17 protein-coding genes are annotated in these 17,332 nt (G+C 58.3%); 10 read left to right on the top strand and 7 right to left on the bottom strand.

The features are described from left to right. Nucleotides 1-5: 5 nt before the first annotated feature. The 3 genes from mreD to mreB all read right to left on the bottom strand — a co-directional run bounded on the left by mreD (nucleotide 6) and on the right by mreB (nucleotide 2,746). Nucleotides 6-494, bottom strand: coding sequence for a rod shape-determining protein MreD (gene mreD / locus V6L81_RS22285; protein WP_095001125.1), 489 nt, complete (start codon nucleotides 492-494; stop codon nucleotides 6-8). Beyond that, the gene (gene mreC, locus V6L81_RS22290) at nucleotides 495-1,565 is read right to left on the bottom strand and encodes a rod shape-determining protein MreC (RefSeq protein WP_095001124.1); all 1,071 of its coding nucleotides are present in this window, start codon (nucleotides 1,563-1,565) and stop codon (nucleotides 495-497) included. It abuts the gene before it with no gap. A gap of 143 nt (nucleotides 1,566-1,708) precedes the next feature. Next, nucleotides 1,709-2,746, bottom strand: a complete 1,038-nt coding sequence (mreB, locus tag V6L81_RS22295; RefSeq protein ID WP_002555108.1) for a rod shape-determining protein MreB — start codon at nucleotides 2,744-2,746, stop codon at nucleotides 1,709-1,711. A 210-nt stretch (nucleotides 2,747-2,956) separates the two neighbouring features. Between mreB and gatC the strand changes: the two genes are divergently transcribed. From gatC to V6L81_RS22325, 6 genes are all read left to right on the top strand, one after another. Continuing rightward, nucleotides 2,957-3,244 (top strand): Asp-tRNA(Asn)/Glu-tRNA(Gln) amidotransferase subunit GatC, encoded by a 288-nt coding sequence (gatC, locus tag V6L81_RS22300; RefSeq protein WP_016781778.1) that lies wholly within the window; start codon nucleotides 2,957-2,959, stop codon nucleotides 3,242-3,244. A gap of 15 nt (nucleotides 3,245-3,259) precedes the next feature. Then, nucleotides 3,260-4,711 carry an Asp-tRNA(Asn)/Glu-tRNA(Gln) amidotransferase subunit GatA gene (gene gatA / locus V6L81_RS22305; RefSeq protein WP_095018245.1) on the top strand — a complete coding sequence of 484 codons (1,452 nt, stop codon included), beginning with the start codon at nucleotides 3,260-3,262 and terminating at the stop codon, nucleotides 4,709-4,711. Nucleotides 4,712-4,721: 10 nt separating this feature from the next. Next, nucleotides 4,722-6,167 carry an Asp-tRNA(Asn)/Glu-tRNA(Gln) amidotransferase subunit GatB gene (gatB, locus tag V6L81_RS22310; RefSeq protein ID WP_095018246.1) on the top strand — a complete coding sequence of 482 codons (1,446 nt, stop codon included), beginning with the start codon at nucleotides 4,722-4,724 and terminating at the stop codon, nucleotides 6,165-6,167. Nucleotides 6,168-6,244: 77 nt separating this feature from the next. Further along, entirely contained in the window at nucleotides 6,245-6,616 is a 372-nt protein-coding gene (locus tag V6L81_RS22315) for a septal ring lytic transglycosylase RlpA family protein (protein ID WP_095018247.1), read from the top strand. 47 nt (nucleotides 6,617-6,663) lie between these two features. Continuing rightward, nucleotides 6,664-7,704 carry a calcium/sodium antiporter gene (locus tag V6L81_RS22320; protein ID WP_338660704.1) on the top strand — a complete coding sequence of 347 codons (1,041 nt, stop codon included), beginning with the start codon at nucleotides 6,664-6,666 and terminating at the stop codon, nucleotides 7,702-7,704. 138 nt (nucleotides 7,705-7,842) lie between these two features. Continuing rightward, nucleotides 7,843-9,315: a PhoPQ-activated protein PqaA family protein gene (locus V6L81_RS22325; protein WP_338660336.1), complete on the top strand. Its 1,473-nt coding sequence runs from the start codon at nucleotides 7,843-7,845 to the stop codon at nucleotides 9,313-9,315. Nucleotides 9,316-9,317: 2 nt separating this feature from the next. On the opposite strand, the gene V6L81_RS22330 is transcribed toward V6L81_RS22325, so the two are convergent. Both V6L81_RS22330 and V6L81_RS22335 read right to left on the bottom strand, forming a co-directional pair. After that, nucleotides 9,318-10,259, bottom strand: coding sequence for an AEC family transporter (locus V6L81_RS22330; protein WP_095001119.1), 942 nt, complete (start codon nucleotides 10,257-10,259; stop codon nucleotides 9,318-9,320). A 64-nt stretch (nucleotides 10,260-10,323) separates the two neighbouring features. Beyond that, on the bottom strand, nucleotides 10,324-10,881 hold the full coding sequence (locus V6L81_RS22335) for a hypoxanthine-guanine phosphoribosyltransferase (protein ID WP_095018249.1): 558 nt from the start codon (nucleotides 10,879-10,881) through the stop codon (nucleotides 10,324-10,326). Between the two features lie 164 nt (nucleotides 10,882-11,045). On the opposite strand from V6L81_RS22335, the gene upp reads away from it, so the two are divergent. Both upp and V6L81_RS22345 read left to right on the top strand, forming a co-directional pair. Then, nucleotides 11,046-11,684 carry a uracil phosphoribosyltransferase gene (gene upp, locus V6L81_RS22340; protein WP_095001117.1) on the top strand — a complete coding sequence of 213 codons (639 nt, stop codon included), beginning with the start codon at nucleotides 11,046-11,048 and terminating at the stop codon, nucleotides 11,682-11,684. Between the two features lies 1 nt (nucleotide 11,685). Then, nucleotides 11,686-12,963: a uracil-xanthine permease family protein gene (locus V6L81_RS22345; RefSeq protein WP_095001116.1), complete on the top strand. Its 1,278-nt coding sequence runs from the start codon at nucleotides 11,686-11,688 to the stop codon at nucleotides 12,961-12,963. A 106-nt stretch (nucleotides 12,964-13,069) separates the two neighbouring features. On the opposite strand, the gene hemH is transcribed toward V6L81_RS22345, so the two are convergent. Both hemH and V6L81_RS22355 read right to left on the bottom strand, forming a co-directional pair. Then, a complete protein-coding gene (gene hemH / locus V6L81_RS22350; RefSeq protein ID WP_095001115.1) occupies nucleotides 13,070-14,095 on the bottom strand; it encodes a ferrochelatase in 1,026 nt (341 codons plus the stop codon). 13 nt (nucleotides 14,096-14,108) lie between these two features. Continuing rightward, a complete protein-coding gene (locus V6L81_RS22355) occupies nucleotides 14,109-15,011 on the bottom strand; it encodes a TIGR01777 family oxidoreductase (protein ID WP_338660337.1) in 903 nt (300 codons plus the stop codon). Between the two features lie 192 nt (nucleotides 15,012-15,203). Here V6L81_RS22355 and V6L81_RS22360 point away from each other — a divergent pair, with 192 nt between their 5' ends. Both V6L81_RS22360 and V6L81_RS22365 read left to right on the top strand, forming a co-directional pair. Continuing rightward, complete coding sequence (locus tag V6L81_RS22360; RefSeq protein ID WP_095001113.1) at nucleotides 15,204-16,190, top strand: NAD(P)/FAD-dependent oxidoreductase; 987 nt, start codon at nucleotides 15,204-15,206, stop codon at nucleotides 16,188-16,190. A 173-nt stretch (nucleotides 16,191-16,363) separates the two neighbouring features. Beyond that, entirely contained in the window at nucleotides 16,364-17,332 is a 969-nt protein-coding gene (locus tag V6L81_RS22365) for a DUF523 and DUF1722 domain-containing protein (protein WP_130871983.1), read from the top strand.

A 17,332-nucleotide genomic window follows, 5' to 3' on the forward strand; every position in this document is an offset into this window, starting at 1 on the left:
TCCGGTTAATTGATTTTGAAGCGTCTGCACAGCCCGCGCAGCCCGTAACTGACCCAGGGCCACAGCAGGGCACTGACCACACCCGGCAACACCAGCGCCAGCGTTGGCTGGCGATTGCCGGTCAACGCACTGAGCCACAGTTGGGCAAGCTGCGCCAGGCCGAACACAACCAGAAGCACCAGGCATTGCTGCCACATCGGGAACACCCGCAAGCGCTGCTGAAGGGACAGCACCAGAAAGGTAATCAGGGTCAGGGTCAGGGCGTTCTGCCCCAGCAACGTGCCATACAGCACATCCTCCGCCAACCCCAGGCAAAACGCGGTGACCATGCCCACTTTGTGCGGCATGTACAAGGCCCAGAAAGCCAGTAGCAATGCCAGCCAGAGCGGGCGCAGGATTTCCATGAACTGGGGCATGGGTGAAATACTGAGCAACAGGCCAATGGCAAATGTCAGCCAGATGATCCAGCCGTTACGCGAACGGGTACTCGCCATTTATTGCCTCTCCCGGGTAGTGGCCGGCACGGCGGCTGGCGGCTTGGCGGCAGGGGTTGCAGCGGGCGCAGGTTTTTTCACGGTCTTGGGCTCGGCAACAGCCGCCGGAGCTGGAGCCACAGCCGCCGGGATAACGGCCGCTGCAGGCGCAACCGGCTTGGGCACCGTCGCCGGAATGATCGGCGGCGGTTCACCGTTTTGTTCAGCCTGCTGAGCCTTGGCCGCATCGTTGGCCCGCTCTTCAGGGGTACGGCTGTCACTGAACACCAGCAGCAGGTAACGGCTGCGATTCAGGGCTGCCGTCGGCACGGCCCGCACAATGGCAAAGGGCTGACCCGAATCGTGAATCACCTCCTTTACCGTTGCCACCGGATAACCGGCCGGGAAGCGCTGCCCCAGGCCAGAGCTGACCAACAGGTCACCCACCTTGATATCCGCCGTGTCAGCAACATGACGCAGTTCAAGGCTCTCGGGGTTGCCTGTACCGCTGGCAATCGCCCGCAACCCGTTACGGTTGACCTGCACTGGAATGCTATGGGTGGTATCGGTCAGCAACAGGACACGCGAGGTGTAGGGCATCAACTCAACCACCTGCCCCATCAGACCGCGGGCATCGAGTACCGGCTGGCCCAGCACAACGCCGTCACGTTCACCCTTGTTGATGATGATGCGATGAGTGAAGGGGTTGGGGTCCATGCCGATCAGCTCGGCCACTTCGACCTTTTCGTTGACCAGCGCCGAAGAGTTGAGCAACTCGCGCAGGCGAACGTTCTGCTCGGTCAAGGCCGCCAGCTTTTGCATGCGCCCCTGAAGCAGAAGGTTTTCGGTTTTGAGTTTCTCGTTTTCAGCCACCAGCTCAGTGCGGCTGCCGAACTGACTGGCCACACCCTGCCACAAACGCTGCGGCAGATCGGTGATCCAGTAGGACTGCATCAGTACCAGAGACATCTGGCTGCGCACAGGCTTGAGTAACGTAAAGCGAGCGTCCACTACCATTAGCGCGACCGATAGCACGACCAGCACCAGAAAGCGCACGCCCAATGAGGGGCCTTTGGAAAAGAGCGGTTTAATAAGCCGCTCCTCCCGGGCAGGTGTTCAATTTATTCATACGGCTTCAAGCGGCCTGGATGAAGATTGACAGAAGATAAACGCCAAAAGGCAGCACTGCAAAGTGCTACCTTCTGATGATAACGAAAGGGCTGCACCACGCGATCTTATTCGCTGGAGAGCAGGTCCATCGTGTGTTTATCCATCATTTCCAGCGCACGGCCACCGCCACGCGCAACACAGGTCAACGGGTCTTCGGCAACAATCACCGGCAGTCCGGTTTCCTGAGCCAGCAACTTGTCGAGGTCACGCAGCAAGGCGCCACCACCGGTCAGTACCAGGCCACGCTCGGCGATGTCCGAAGCCAGCTCTGGCGGAGACTGTTCCAGCGCGCTTTTCACGGCCTGAACGATGGTTGCCAGCGACTCTTGCAGAGCCTCGAGCACTTCATTGGAGTTCAGGGTGAAGGCACGTGGTACGCCCTCTGCCAGGTTACGGCCGCGTACGTCGACTTCACGTACTTCACCACCCGGGTAGGCAGTGCCGATTTCCTGCTTGATGCGCTCGGCAGTCGATTCACCGATCAGGCTGCCGTAGTTACGGCGCACATAGGTGATGATTGCTTCGTCGAAACGGTCGCCACCTACCCGTACGGATTCGGCGTAAACCACACCGTTCAGGGAGATCAGCGCGATTTCAGTGGTACCGCCACCGATATCGACAACCATCGAGCCACGAGCTTCTTCAACCGGCAGGCCTGCACCGATGGCCGCAGCCATTGGTTCTTCGATCAGGAACACTTCACGGGCACCGGCACCGAGTGCCGATTCACGAATGGCGCGACGCTCTACCTGAGTCGATTTGCAAGGCACGCAAATCAAGACTCGCGGGCTAGGTTGCAGGAAACTGTTTTCATGCACCTTGTTGATGAAGTACTGCAGCATTTTTTCGCAAACGCTGAAATCGGCGATAACGCCGTCCTTCATCGGACGAATGGCAGCAATGTTGCCCGGTGTACGGCCAAGCATGCGCTTGGCCTCGGTGCCGACAGCAACGACACTTTTCTGGTTACCGTGTGTCCGAATAGCCACAACTGATGGCTCATTCAGGACAATACCGCGCTCGCGCACGTAAATAAGGGTGTTGGCAGTGCCCAGGTCGATGGAAAGATCGCTGGAAAACATGCCACGCAGTTTCTTGAACATGGGAAAGGGACCCTAGGCAACGCGTGGGTAAAAAAGTGCGGCAAACTCTAACAACGACAGGGATTTTGGGCAAGGCGCCAATATGTTAAATTGGGCGCTTTTCTGAGCACCAACACCCACAATCGCGGCCATATGACCGTAGAAATGCGGTAGTGTTCCGACAATCTAACACACGGATAGCATCCGTCCTGTTTTCCACTGGAGAATCCCATGGCGCTAGACCGCTCCGACGTGGAAAAAATCGCACATTTGGCCCGTCTTGGCCTCAATGATGCCGATATTCCACGCACCACCGAAGCCCTTAACAGCATTTTGGGGCTGATTGATCAGATGCAGGCCGTCGACACGACCGGTATCGAGCCTCTGGCCCACCCACTGGAAGCCAGCCAGCGCCTGCGTGCAGACGTCGTGACTGAGAGCAATCATCGCGAGGCGTATCAGTCCATCGCACCGGCGGTCGAAAACGGCCTCTATCTGGTTCCGAAAGTCATCGAGTAAAGGGAAAGCGCCTGCATGCATCAATTGACTCTGGCCGAGATCGCCCGCGGACTCGCCGATAAAAAGTTTTCTTCCGAAGAGCTGACCAAGACCCTGCTGGCGCGTATCGCCCAGCTCGATCCTCAGCTCAACAGTTTTATCACCCTCACCGAAGACCTTGCCCTGGAGCAGGCCAAGGCCGCTGACGCACGTCGCGCCAACGGTGAAAGCGGTGCCCTGCTGGGCGCCCCGATCGCTCACAAGGACCTGTTCTGCACCCTGGGCGTACGCACCAGCTGCGCCTCGAAGATGCTCGACAACTTCAAGGCACCGTACGACGCCACAGTGGTAGCCAAGCTGGCCGCTGCCGGCGCCGTAAGCCTGGGCAAGACCAACATGGACGAGTTCGCCATGGGTTCGGCCAACGAATCGAGCTACTACGGCGCGGTCAAAAACCCGTGGAACCTTGACCACGTACCCGGCGGTTCGTCGGGTGGTTCGGCCGCCGCCGTTGCCGCCCGCCTGTTGCCTGCCGCGACGGGGACCGACACTGGCGGATCAATCCGACAGCCGGCAGCCCTGACCAACCTCACAGGCCTGAAACCGACGTACGGTCGCGTTTCGCGCTGGGGCATGATCGCCTACGCCTCCAGCCTCGACCAGGCCGGCCCGCTGGCTCGCACGGCCGAAGACTGCGCCATCCTGCTGCAAGGCATGGCCGGTTTCGACCCGCAAGACTCCACCAGCATTGACGAACCCGTACCGGACTTCAGCGCCAACCTCAATGGTTCGCTGAATGGCCTGCGTATCGGCGTGCCTAAAGAGTTCTTCAGCGAAGGCCTCGACACGCGTATCGCCGAGCTGATCCACAACAGCATCAAGGAACTGGAAAAACTCGGCGCCGTGATCAAGCCGATCAGCCTGCCGAACATGCAGCACGCGATTCCTGCGTACTACGTCATCGCACCTGCCGAGGCCTCGTCCAACCTGTCGCGTTTTGACGGTGTGCGCTTCGGCCATCGCTGCGAAAACCCCAAGGACCTCACTGACCTGTACAAGCGCTCGCGCGCCGAGGGCTTTGGCCCGGAAGTACAGCGCCGGATCCTGGTGGGGGCCTACGCCCTGTCGGCGGGCTACTACGACGCTTACTACCTGCAGGCGCAAAAAATCCGTCGCCTGATCAAAAACGACTTCATGGCGGCATTCAACGAAGTCGACATCATCCTCGGCCCGACCACGCCTAACCCGGCCTGGAAAATCGGCGCTAAAAACAGCGACCCGGTTTCCGCCTACCTGGAAGACGTCTACACCATCACCGCCAACCTCGCGGGCCTGCCGGGCCTGTCGATGCCAGCCGGTTTTGTCGATGGCTTGCCAGTGGGCGTGCAGTTGCTTGCACCTTATTTCCAGGAAGGTCGCCTGCTCAACGTCGCCCACCAGTATCAGTTGAACACTGACTGGCACACGCGCTCACCTGCCGGCTTCTGAGGAGAAACATATGCAATGGGAAGTTGTGATCGGGCTGGAAATTCACTCCCAGCTCGCCACCCAATCGAAGATTTTCTCCGGTAGTGCCACCACCTTTGGTGCAGAACCGAACACCCAGGCCAGCCTGGTAGACCTGGGCATGCCCGGCGTATTGCCGGTACTGAACCAGGAGGCCGTGCGCATGGCCGTCATGTTCGGCGTGGCAGTAGATGCCGAGATCGGTCAGCACAACGTGTTTGCCCGCAAGAACTATTTCTACCCCGACCTGCCCAAGGGCTACCAGATCAGCCAGATGGAGTTGCCGATCGTCGGCAAGGGTCACCTGGACATCACTCTGGAAGACGGCACCGTCAAGCGGGTCGGCATTACCCGCGCGCACCTTGAAGAAGACGCCGGCAAAAGCCTGCACGAAGACTTCAGCGGCTCCACCGGCATCGACCTGAACCGCGCGGGCACACCGCTGCTGGAAATCGTTTCCGAACCGGACATGCGCAGCGCCAAAGAGGCCGTGGCCTACGTCAAAGCCATGCACGCCCTGGTACGTTACCTGGGTATCTGCGACGGCAACATGGCCGAAGGCTCGCTGCGTTGCGACTGCAACGTATCGGTGCGCCCGGTGGGTCAGGCCGAGTTCGGCACCCGCTGCGAGATCAAGAACGTCAACTCGTTCCGTTTTATCGAGAAGGCGATCAACAGCGAAATCCAGCGCCAGATCGAGCTGATCGAAGACGGCGGCAAGGTTATCCAGCAAACCCGCCTGTATGACCCGAACAAGGACGAAACCCGCGCCATGCGCAGCAAGGAGGAAGCCAACGACTACCGTTACTTCCCCGATCCGGACCTGCTGCCGGTGGTGATCGAAGATGCGTTTATCGAACAGGTTCGCGCCACCCTGCCAGAACTGCCACCGCAAAAGCGCGAGCGCTTCCAGTCGCAGTTCGGCCTGTCGGCTTACGACGCCAGCGTTTTGGCCTCCAGCCGCGAACAGGCGGACTACTTCGAAAAAGTCGTGAGCATCAGCGGCGACGCCAAGCTGGCGGCCAACTGGGTCATGGTTGAGCTGGGCAGCCTGCTTAACAAGCAAGGCCTGGACATCGACCAGTCACCGGTAAGCGCCGAACAGCTGGGCGGCATGCTGCAGCGCATCAAGGACAACACCATCTCCGGCAAGATTGCCAAAGTGGTGCTTGAAGCAATGGCCAATGGCGAGGGCAGCGCTGACGAGGTCATCGAAAAGCGCGGTCTCAAGCAAGTCACCGACAGCGGCGCCATTGAAAAGGTGCTGGACGAAATGCTGGCGGCCAACGCAGAGCAGGTCGAGCAATACCGTGCGGCAGACGAAGCCAAGCGCGGCAAGATGTTCGGTTTCTTTGTCGGCCAGGCGATGAAAGCGTCCAAAGGCAAAGCTAACCCGCAACAGGTCAACGAGCTGCTGAAAAGCAAACTCGAAGGCTAAGCCACTCAACTGTGGGAGCGGGCTTGCCCGCTCCCACAGATTTTTGTGGTTATTTCCCGCAACAGAAGGATTCCCCCATGAAGCAGCTACTCGGCGCCTGCGCCCTGCTCAGCTTGCTCGCCGGCTGTGCCAGCCATGACATAGACCCCCGCGGCTATGACAAAACCGGCATTGCCTCCTATTACGGCGCTCGCCACCACGGCAAGCGAACCGCCAGCGGTGAACCTTTCGACCAAAATGCCCTTACCGCTGCCCATCCCGCCCTGCCTTTCGGGACGCGGGTACTGGTCACCAACTTGAGCAACGACAAATCCGTCGTGGTACGCATCAATGACCGCGGCCCGCATACCCGCAGCCGCTTGATCGATCTTTCACGCCAGGCCGCCAGGCAGTTGGATATGCTGCGCAGTGGCACGGCTAAAGTCCGGGTCCAGGGCTTGAGCGACTAAGCGAGGGGGTCACTATTTTCGGCTTGAACGCATTATCTGCGTGGAGCGTGCTGCAACTGTTCGGCGGCCTGGTGCTGTTGATTGCAGGTGCGCAGCTGTTGGTGCGCTGCGCAGAGCACATTGCGAGCAAATTGAAGGTACGGCCACTTCTGGTCGGCTTGACCGTGGTAGCAATGGGCAGCAGCGCACCCCAGATGACGGTCAGCCTGCAGGCCGCGCTCAATGACACCGCGGACATTGCCGTGGGCAGTGTCATTGGCAGCAATATTTTTAACATCCTCGTCACCCTCGGGCTTTCGGCGCTGATTATTCCACTGCGGGTGTCGCGACAGCTGGTGCGCCTGGACATCCCGTTGATGATTCTCGCCAGCATCATGGTGTTTGCACTGGCCCTGAACCATCAACTCGACCGCCTGGACGGCGCACTGTTGCTGGTCGGCTTGCTGGTGTACCTGTTCTTGCTGCTGCACCAATCCCGCCACAGCGGTCACCACCACCCCGGCCGCGACACCCCTTACGCTTCATGGCTACGCACACTCACGCAGATGGGCTGCGCCTTGCTCCTCCTCGGGTTTGCCGGCCATCTGCTGCTGGGCGCTGCCGTCGAGGTGGCTTCAGAGCTGGGCCTGTCCGAACGCATCATCGGCCTGACCATCATCGCCGTGAGTACCTCACTGCCCGAGCTGGCCACTTCCCTGATTGCTGCATTTCGCGGCCAGCGTGAAATTGCGGTGGGCAACGTCATTGGCAGCAACGTGTTTAACCTGCTGGGCGTATTGGGGCTCACCGCCCTGCTGGCGCCCGCGCCACTGTCGGTGTCGCCCAATGCACTGGCCTTCGACCTGCCGGTAATGCTGGGCGTCGCAGCACTGTGCCTGCCGGTGTTCTATAGCGGCTATCGGGTGACACGGGCGGAAGGCTTGCTGTTTCTCGGCTTGTATCTGGCGTATGGCCTGCACGTAGTGTCATTCACCACCGGCATGCCGCTGGCAGGCAAGCTCGAGCATCTGATGCTGTTTTACATTCTGCCGGCTTTGTTGCTGTTTCTGCTGTTCAGCACTTTGCGTGCATGGCGCCGACAACATTGAGGCGTGGTGATTACCACTTAATGCAGGAACAAAACCTACAACAAAGACAGGTACATCCTGCTGAAGTATTTAGATAACTCCCGTAAACATGGAGGATGCCGCGCGATAACATGCGCCTCTGGTATTTACGGGCCTGCCATGAACTCACTTCGCTCCCTCGTTTTACTCGCCCTCACCTTGCTGACAAGCGGTTGCAGTTACGCATCGGATGCCGCGATGACCTGCTTCATCAACAACGGTCAAGATTTCAGTAAAGTATTGGGCTGCTACAAACAGGCTCAAGCTGATCAGGCGCTGACGCATAAGTTCATCGGCTCAACATTGTTTCCCGGGGTGGAAAGACGTCGCTTCGAGCTTCAGTCCCAGCGCTGGACAGGGCATGACTACGCTCGCCCGACCGACTGGGTTCACACTGTCGATATCTATATTCCGCAAGCTGCATTGAATAGCCAGGCACTATTGATCGCCAATAACGGGATCAATATCCCTGCAACCGACAAACCCCTGCAACCTTCAACAGACTTTACCGAAGAAATGGCACTCGGCATTGCCCGGCAAACGCAAACCATTGTGGTCTCTGTCAGCAATATCCCGAATCAGTACCTGACCTATACCGATGATGACCTGGCGCGTCGCGAAGATGACAGCGTGGCCCATAGCTGGTCTCTGTTTCTAAAAAACCCTGAGACCCGGCCATTTCTTTCGCTGCACATTCCCATGATGCTCACACTGGTCAAAGCCATGGACCTTGCCCAACAGGAGCTCAAGCCATGGCAAATAGATCGTTTTATTGCCAGCGGCGCGTCCAAACGGGGGTGGGCGGTATGGATGACGGCGCTGACAGACTCGCGGGTGAGCGCAATAGCTCCCTTTGTTATCGATATTCTCAACACCAAAGCGGTTCTGAAACACACCTATGGTGCTTATGGTAAAAGCTGGCCGATTGCTTTCAATGCCTATCACCACGAAGGCATTACGCAACAGTTAGAAACGGCTGATTTCGACAAACTGATGCAGATAGAAGACCCTCTGCTCTATGTCAAATCATCAACCGACAGGATGACAATCCCCAAGTACATCGTGAATGCCAGCAGCGATGACTTTTTTCTCCCGGACAACGCACGGTTTTATTTTGACGCGTTGCCTGGAACAAAAATGCTCCGTGTCGCACCCAACGCAAACCATTACGGGATCAAGGCATTTATCGAGAGTTCGTTGATTGCTTTTACCAACCGACTGCAACAGAAACGTCCATTACCGACCCTAACAACCATCGAAAAAACCGAATCGGCAAGTTCAAAAATGCAACTTGGGTTTTCTGAACGCCCCACCAAACTGGTTCAATGGCGCGCGTTCAATCTCAATGATCGTGATTTCCGACTGGCCTGCGGTATCAGGTACGAAGCCACCCCGATTGTCATGACCGAAAACAACACGCTTACCGTTGAGTTGAACTCACCCGAAGAGGGCTGGAGCGCCAACTACATAGAGGCCACGATGGCCGACGGCCTGGTCATCAGTACGCCTGTACTGGTTTTGCCGCACACCTATCCGACCTGGACACCCAAACAAATCGGGCCTGCATGCAGAAACCTGAACGATCCAGCCTGAGATTAAATCCAGCCGCCCCACTGCAACACAAAAATCCCGATATTGGTGGTGATAGCCGCCATCAAGGTGGTGATCACGATAATCGCTGCTGCCAGCTCGTGATTACCATTGGCTGCCCGCGCCATGACATAACTGGCAGCCGCCGTAGGGCTGGCGAAGTACAGGAACAAAATCCCCAGTTCCGGCCCGCGAAAACCGCAGATCCAGGCGCCGAGGGTTGCCAGCAGCGGCATGCTGACCATTTTCACCAGGCTGGCGCTCAGCGCCATGTCGCCACTTTTGCGCAGGCTCGCCAATGACAGCGTGCCACCGATGCAAATCAGCGCCAGCGGCAAGGTCATCGCCGCCAGATACTCACCCGATGCCTGCAACCAGCCAGGCAAGCTGATCTTGAACAGCGCAAAGGGCACTGCAGCCAGAACACTGATGATCAGCGGGTTTTTGACCACGCTTTTGCAGATACTCCACGGATCGGACTTGATGACCGGGCTGTAAACCGCCAATACGATGGTCGACAGGGTGTTGTAGAGCAGGATCACCAGGCCGGCGAGCACTGCCCCCAGTGAAATCCCGTAGTCGCCGTACATGCTGGCCGCCAGAGCCAGGCCGATAACCCCGTTATTACCGCGAAAAGCGCCCTGGGTGTAGATGCCGCGATCTTCCCGCGGGCAGCGCCAGATTGACCAGCCCCACGCCAGGGCAAAGCTGAACAGGGTCGCCGCGACAAAATACGCCAGCACCTTGGGCTGCAAGGCAGCCCTGAGGTCGGCGTGCAAAATACCCAAAAACAACAACGCCGGCATGGTGACGTTAAACACCAATGCCGACGCCGTATGGATAAAGTTGTCATTGATCCAGCCCACGCGCTTGAGCACCACGCCTAAAAACAGCATGGCAAACACGGGAGCCGTAATGGAGAGCGTCTGAAGGAATATAGCCAGCATGTCGGCGCTCTCGTGAAGACAGGACAGGTTGAAGCCTTCCAGGGGTCAGCTTCAACGACCTTTATTACATACCTTTGACGGCATAAATGCCGGCAGCATTACGCCAGTAGCCTTTGTAGTCCATACCATAGCCAAACACGTAACGGTCAATGCAAGGCAAGCCCGTGTAGTCGGCCTTCAGGTCAGGACGCGCCTTGCGGTCATGTTCCTTGTCGATCAATACCGCGGTATGCACCTGACGGGCACCGGCGTGTTTGCAGAAATCAACGATCGCGCTCAGGGTGTGACCTTCATCGAGGATGTCATCGATGATCAGTACATGACGGTCTATAAACGAGACTTCAGGCTTGGCTTTCCAGAACAGGTCACCACCCGTGGTTTCATTGCGATAGCGTGTCGCATGCAAATACGACGCTTCAAGCGGAAATTGCAGATGGGTAAGCAGCTTGCCGGAAAAAATCAGGCCGCCGTTCATCACACAAAATACCACTGGATTGGTCTCGGCCATTTCAGCCGTGATTTGCGCGCCAACGCGGGCAATGGCTGCCTCGACTTCAGCTTCGGTGTACAGGCAGTCAGCCTCTCGCATGATTTGACGGATATGCTCGAGATCAGCAGACATGACGCTCTCCAGGGGGTGTTGTGCAAGAAAAGCGGGCAAAGGTACGCATCCGCTTGGCTCAGATCAAGCATTTATGGACTAACGTGCAGTAATGTCTGTAGGACATCACCCCGGATTAGATTAATCTAGGCCGGTTTTTTTGCCTGCCCCCGGAGTTTTTCCCTATGCCTATCCGTGAGATACGCCATCCGCTAATCCGTCACAAACTCGGCCTGATGCGTCGTGCTGACATTAGCACGAAGAATTTCCGCGAGCTCGCTCAGGAAGTCGGCGCGTTGCTGACCTATGAAGCCACCAGTGACCTGACCCTCGAAACCTACGATATCGACGGCTGGTGTGGCACTGTTCAAGTTGAAAAAATCGCCGGTAAGAAAATTACCGTCGTCCCGATCCTGCGTGCAGGTATCGGCATGCTTGAAGGCGTCCTTAGCCTGATCCCGGGCGCCAAGGTCAGTGCTGTCGGCATTGCCCGCAATGAAGAAACCCTCCAGGCCCACACTTACCTGGAAAAACTGGTACCGGAAATCAACGAGCGTCTGGCGATGATTATCGACCCGATGCTGGCCACCGGTTCCTCGATGGTTGCCACCATTGATCTGCTGAAAAAAGCAGGCTGCAAGGAAATCCGCGCCATGGTGCTGGTTGCTGCGCCTGAAGGGATTGCAGCTGTTGAAGCCGCTCACCCGGACGTAACCATCTACACCGCCTCCATTGATGAGCGTTTGAACGAGCACGGCTACATCATTCCGGGCTTGGGTGATGCCGGCGACAAGATCTTCGGCACCAAGCAAAAGGACATTTAACATGCAGGACGAGTTCAACGACCCGCTCTGGCGCCAGATCATATCTGGCGCGCAGATGCTCTTCGTGGCCTTTGGCGCGTTGGTGTTGATGCCTTTGATTACAGGCCTGGACCCTAACGTTGCGCTGTTCACGGCGGGTCTCGGGACTCTGCTGTTCCAGATCGTGACCCGGCGCCAGGTGCCGGTCTTTCTGGCTTCGAGTTTCGCTTTCATTACTCCGATCATTCTCGCCAAGGGTCAGTTCGGCCTGGCCGCGACCATGGGCGGCGTGATGGCAGCCGGTTTCGTGTACACCTTTCTCGGTTTCGCGGTAAAGCTCAAGGGCACCGGTTTTATTGACCGCCTGCTGCCACCTGTGGTGATTGGCCCGGTGATTATCTCGATCGGCCTCGCGATGGCACCCATTGCTGCACACATGGCCATGGGTCGCGCTGAAGATGGCACCGAGCTGATTCACTATCAGACGGCCATGCTGATCTCGATGCCAGCACTGCTGACCACCTTGATCGTGGCCGTATTCGGCAAAGGGATTTTCCGTCTGGTGCCGATCATTGCCGGCGTGCTGGTAGGTTTTGGCATGGCGTTCTACTTCGGTGTTGTCGACACCGCCAAGATCGCCGCCGCCCCCTGGTTTGCGCTACCGCACTTCACCGCGCCCGAGTTCAACTGGCAGGCGATTCTGTTTATCGTCCCCGTGGCACTTGCCCCGGCCATTGAACATATCGGCGGTGTCATTGCCGTAGGCAGCGTAACCGGTCGCGACTACCTGAAAAAACCGGGCCTGCACCGCACACTGTTCGGTGACGGCATTGCCACCACTGCAGCCGGCTTGCTGGGTGGCCCACCCAACACCACGTACGCCGAAGTGACAGGCGCGGTGATGCTGACCAAGAACTACAACCCGAAAATCATGACCTGGGCGGCGATCTTCGCCATCAGCCTGGCATTTATCGGCAAGTTCGGCGCACTGCTGCAAAGCATTCCAGTGCCGGTGATGGGCGGGATTCTGTGCCTGCTGTTCGGTTCGATTGCGGCGGTGGGCATGAACACCCTGATCCGCCATCAAGTCGACCTGAGCGAAGCACGCAACCTGGTAATCGTCTCGGTGACCCTGGTATTCGGGATTGGCGGCGTACTGATCGGTACGGGGATGGGGCCTGAGGACTTCGGTCTCAAAGGCATCGCGCTGTGCGCCATTGTGGCGATTGCGCTGAACCTGATCCTGCCGGGCAATGACAGCTGGAAGCACAAGAAAAAAGGTGACGGGCCCGTCATCTGACCTGTAATCCTTGTGGGAGCGGGCTTGCTCGCGATGGCATCACCTCTATCCAACAGATAGACCGCGTTGACTGCATCGCGAGCAAGCCCGCTCCCACAGGGGTTTCCTACAGGGCCAGCGGCGCCCTCTCACACAACGTGTTCAACGCCTGCGCCCACTGCGGGTGGTCATTGAGACACGGCACCAGCACCAACTCCTCGCCCCCCGCCTCGATAAACTGCTCGCGTCCGCGATCGCCAATCTCTTCCAGGGTTTCAATGCAATCGGCCACAAACGCCGGGCACATCACCAGAATCTTCTTTACCCCTTGCTTGGCCAACGCATCCAGACGCGCCTCAGTGTAGGGTTCAATCCACTTGGCCCGGCCCAGACGGGACTGGAACGCCACCGACCACTTCCCTTCAGGCAAGCCCATGCGCTCGGCAAAGGCCTGTGCGGTGCGCAGACACTGCGCCCGATAACAGGTGGCAAGTACCGCAGGCGATGCATTCTTGCAGCAGTCATCATTTTTGAAGCAGTGGTTGCCGGTCGGATCCAGCTTGTGTAAATGCCGCTCGGGCAAGCCGTGAAAGCTCAGCAGCAAGTGATCGTAATCCTGCTCCAGATGCGGTTGGGCACTTGCCACGAGAGCATCGAGGTATTCGGGCTGATCATAGAACGGTTGCAGGATGGAGAACTGGACAGGCAGCTTTTTGGCCTTTACCACCCGCTTGGCCTCTTCAATCACCGTGGTCACGGTGCTGTCGGCGAACTGCGGGTAAAGCGGCGCCAGAGTGACCTTTTTGATGCCCTGCGCAGCGATACGGGTCAACACGGTTTCAATCGATGGCTCGCCGTAACGCATTGCCAGCTCGACCGGGCCCTGGCTCCACTCTTTGGTCATGGCCTGTTGCAAACGGCGGCTCAGTTCCACCAGCGGCGAACCTTCCTTCCACCAGATCGAGGCATAGGCATGGGCCGATTGCTCGGGCCGCTTGATCAGAATCAGCGACACCAGCAAGCGTCGCACCGGCCACGGCAGATCGATGACGTACGGGTCCATTAAAAACTGATTCAAGTAGCTGCGTACATCCGCTACCGAAGTAGACGCCGGCGAACCCAGGTTAACCAGCAACAGCGCGTGATCGGTCATGCAACTTCCTATTTCAGGGGCGGGCGGCGACATCTTCGAGCGCCGCACGCAAATCGGTGAACTGAAAAGTAAAACCCGCTGCCAGCAGTTTTGCCGGTTGAGCCCGCTGGCCACCCAGCAACAAACCGGCCATCTCGCCGAGCAGCACACGTAACACAAAGGCAGGCATGGGCATAAAGGCCGGGCGGTGCAACACGCGACCCAGCACCTGAGCAAATTCGCCATTGCGTACCGGATGCGGCGCGCAGGCATTATAAGGACCGCTTGCGGCATTCTCATGCACAAGAAAATCAATCAGGGCGATTTGGTCATTGATATGAATCCACGGCATCCATTGCCGACCATTGCCTATCGGCCCGCCCAGCGCCAGCTTGAACGGCAACAACAGGCGCGACAAAAAGCCGCCTTCGGACGCCAGCACCAGCCCCGTGCGCACCAGGACCACGCGCACCCCCAAAACCTGTGCCCGCTGAGCGGTCTCTTCCCAGGCGATACACAAGTGGCTGGCGAAATCCTCACTCACCGTCGGCGACTCTTCTGTCAGCTCGCGCTCACCACCGTCGCCATACCAGCCCACCGCCGAACCCGATACCAGCACTGAAGGCTTTTGCGCACGACTTTGCAACCAACCCACAAGGGTCTCGGTCAAGGTGATGCGGCTGCTCCACAACAAAGCCTTGCGCTTGCGGGTCCAGGGCCGATCGGCAATCGGCGCGCCGGCCAGGTTGATCACCGCATCAATCGGCTCCTCACCAAGCTCTTCAAGCAGGGCAATCCCTTTGACCTGGGCACCGCATAATTGAGCCACCTGTTCGGGGCGACGGCTCCACACACTGAGGCGATGGCCTTGCGCCAGCCAGTGACGACAGAGCTGACGCCCTATCAAGCCTGTACCGCCGGTCAGCAAAATGTGCATGAGTTGATCCTCACAAGGAGTTTTATCGGGAGCACTGGTCTATTTTTATATAAAGACCTTTTATCGGTCGTTGAGCTGATTTAAGAATAGGCCACATGGATCTGAAGCAAACACTAAAACCTATACTAAAAAACATAATTGTACAGGTATTGCCGACGGCGTAGTCTGTGCAAACAGAGATCGGGGGCCACAATGACTGTACCCATCGCAATTATCGGTGCCGGCATAGCCGGGCTGTCAGCCGCAAATGCCCTGCACAAGGCGGGGCATGCAATTCAATTGTTCGATAAAAGCCGGGGCAGCGGGGGACGCATGTCGAGTAAGCGCAGTGATGTCGGGGTACTGGACCTGGGGGCTCAGTATTTCACCGCACGCGACCGCCGTTTTGTCGATGAAGTCCAGCAATGGCAAGCCGAAGGCTGGGCCGCCGAGTGGGAACCGCACCTGTACCACTATAAAAATGGCCTGTTAAGCCCCTCACCCGACGAGCAAACCCGCTGGGTGGGCACGCCGCGCATGAGCGCCATTACCCGAGGCCTGCTGGGCCATTTGCCCGTGAGTTTCTCCTGCCAGATCACCGACCTTATACGCGGCGAAAAACGCTGGCACTTGCTGGATGCCGAAGGTGAGGAACACGGCCCGTTCAGCCACGTCATCATCGCCACTCCGGCACCACAAGCCACGTCCCTGCTGGCCAGCGCACCCAAGCTCGCAAGCGCTGCTGCCGGTGTGAAAATGGAACCGGCCTGGGCCGTGGCACTGGCGTTCGAATCCCCCCTCGACACGCCCATGGAAGGCTGCTTCGTGCAAGGCAGCCCGCTGGACTGGCTGGCCCGTAACCGCAGCAAACCCGGGCGCGACAGCCAGCCTGACACCTGGGTCCTGCACGCCACCAGTGCCTGGAGCAAACAGAACCTCGACCTGCCCAAAGAGTCAGTGATCGAACATCTGCACGGCGCATTTGCCGAGTTGATGCACTTCCCTACTCCCGCACCGATTTTCAGCCTGGCCCACCGCTGGCTCTACGCCCGCCCTGCTGCGGCGCATGAATGGGGCGCGCTGGCCGACTCCGATCTGGGCCTGTATGCCTGTGGTGACTGGTGCTTGTCAGGTCGCGTGGAAGGCGCCTGGCTCAGCGGCCAGGAAGCAGCGCGACGGCTGATCGAGCATCTGGATTGAAGCCACAACACGTGCCGCAGCAGCTGCCGCAGGAACGAGCAGCTGCTACGCGGGATTAACAACCCTCCAAAATACCTGTACAAGAAATTTGACTTGTACAACATCTGGCATATGATGAACTCAAGTTGTACATCACCAAAAAGATGTACAAGTAATTCTTGGAGGTTCGTCACATGCCCAGCCCCACATCTGCCCGGCACAAACCCAAAATAGCCATCAGCGCCTGCTTGTTGGGGGCTGAAGTGCGGTTCAACGGCGGGCATAAAGAGTCACGCCTGTGCAGCCAGGCCCTGACCCAACACTTCGAATTTGTCCCGCTTTGCCCCGAGGTCGCCATCGGTCTGGGTATTCCGCGCCAGCCGGTGCGATTGGTGGGCAACCCCTTACAACCCCAGGCTGTCGGCACGGTCGACAGCACGCTGGACGTGACCCGGCCCCTGCACGACTACGGCGTGGAAATGGCCGCGGCGCACACCGATATCTGCGGCTACATCTTCATGCAGAAGTCACCTTCCTGTGGCCTGGAGCGGGTCAAGGTGTATCAGGACGGCGGACGCCCTGCCGAACTGAGCGGGCGCGGCATCTACGCCCGGGCATTCTGTGACGCTCAACCCGATTTACCCGTGGAAGAAGACGGCCGTTTGAACGACCCGGTGCTGCGGGAAAACTTCATGACCCGGGTGTACGCCTACAGCGCCTGGCAGGCACTGCTCAAACAGGGCGTTACCCGCCGCTCACTGACCGAGTTTCATGCCCGCTACAAATATCTGCTGATGGCCCATCATCCGGTGCAGTACAAAACCCTCGGCAACCTGCTCGGCAGCCTTGGCAAGCAAGACCCTATGGGCATTGCACCGCAGTACTTCAGCGAACTGATGAAAGCCCTGAAAAAATGCGCCACCCGCCGCACCCACACCAATGTGCTGCAACATATCAGCGGCTACCTCAAGCAAGCCATCAGCGCCGAAGACAAGCAGGAAGTCCAGCAACTGATTGGCCAGTACCTGCACGGCATCGTGCCACTGGTGGTCCCGTTGACCCTGCTCAAGCATCACTTTCGCCTGCACCCCCACCCGTACATCTCGCGCCAGGTTTACCTGCAGCCGCACCCGGAAGACCTCAGCCTGCGTAATGCCATCTGA

Source organism: Pseudomonas bubulae, assembly GCF_037023725.1.
Classification (GTDB): domain Bacteria; phylum Pseudomonadota; class Gammaproteobacteria; order Pseudomonadales; family Pseudomonadaceae; genus Aquipseudomonas; species Aquipseudomonas bubulae.

Bases quoted from the DNA above. Each gene is read 5' to 3' on its own strand.
- mreB (WP_002555108.1), bottom strand. From the start codon at position 2,746: ATGTTCAAGAAACTGCGTGGCATGTTTTCCAGCGATCTTTCCATCGAC.
- V6L81_RS22360 (WP_095001113.1), top strand. From the start codon at position 15,204: ATGACTGTACCCATCGCAATTATCGGTGCCGGCATAGCCGGGCTGTCA.
- gatA (WP_095018245.1), top strand. From the start codon at position 3,260: ATGCATCAATTGACTCTGGCCGAGATCGCCCGCGGACTCGCCGATAAA.
- V6L81_RS22325 (WP_338660336.1), top strand. From the start codon at position 7,843: ATGAACTCACTTCGCTCCCTCGTTTTACTCGCCCTCACCTTGCTGACA.
- V6L81_RS22335 (WP_095018249.1), bottom strand. From the start codon at position 10,881: ATGTCTGCTGATCTCGAGCATATCCGTCAAATCATGCGAGAGGCTGAC.
- upp (WP_095001117.1), top strand. From the start codon at position 11,046: ATGCCTATCCGTGAGATACGCCATCCGCTAATCCGTCACAAACTCGGC.
- V6L81_RS22365 (WP_130871983.1), top strand. From the start codon at position 16,364: ATGCCCAGCCCCACATCTGCCCGGCACAAACCCAAAATAGCCATCAGC.
- V6L81_RS22355 (WP_338660337.1), bottom strand. From the start codon at position 15,011: ATGCACATTTTGCTGACCGGCGGTACAGGCTTGATAGGGCGTCAGCTC.
- gatC (WP_016781778.1), top strand. From the start codon at position 2,957: ATGGCGCTAGACCGCTCCGACGTGGAAAAAATCGCACATTTGGCCCGT.
- mreD (WP_095001125.1), bottom strand. From the start codon at position 494: ATGGCGAGTACCCGTTCGCGTAACGGCTGGATCATCTGGCTGACATTT.
- V6L81_RS22345 (WP_095001116.1), top strand. From the start codon at position 11,686: ATGCAGGACGAGTTCAACGACCCGCTCTGGCGCCAGATCATATCTGGC.
- V6L81_RS22315 (WP_095018247.1), top strand. From the start codon at position 6,245: ATGAAGCAGCTACTCGGCGCCTGCGCCCTGCTCAGCTTGCTCGCCGGC.
- V6L81_RS22330 (WP_095001119.1), bottom strand. From the start codon at position 10,259: ATGCTGGCTATATTCCTTCAGACGCTCTCCATTACGGCTCCCGTGTTT.
- hemH (WP_095001115.1), bottom strand. From the start codon at position 14,095: ATGACCGATCACGCGCTGTTGCTGGTTAACCTGGGTTCGCCGGCGTCT.
- gatB (WP_095018246.1), top strand. From the start codon at position 4,722: ATGCAATGGGAAGTTGTGATCGGGCTGGAAATTCACTCCCAGCTCGCC.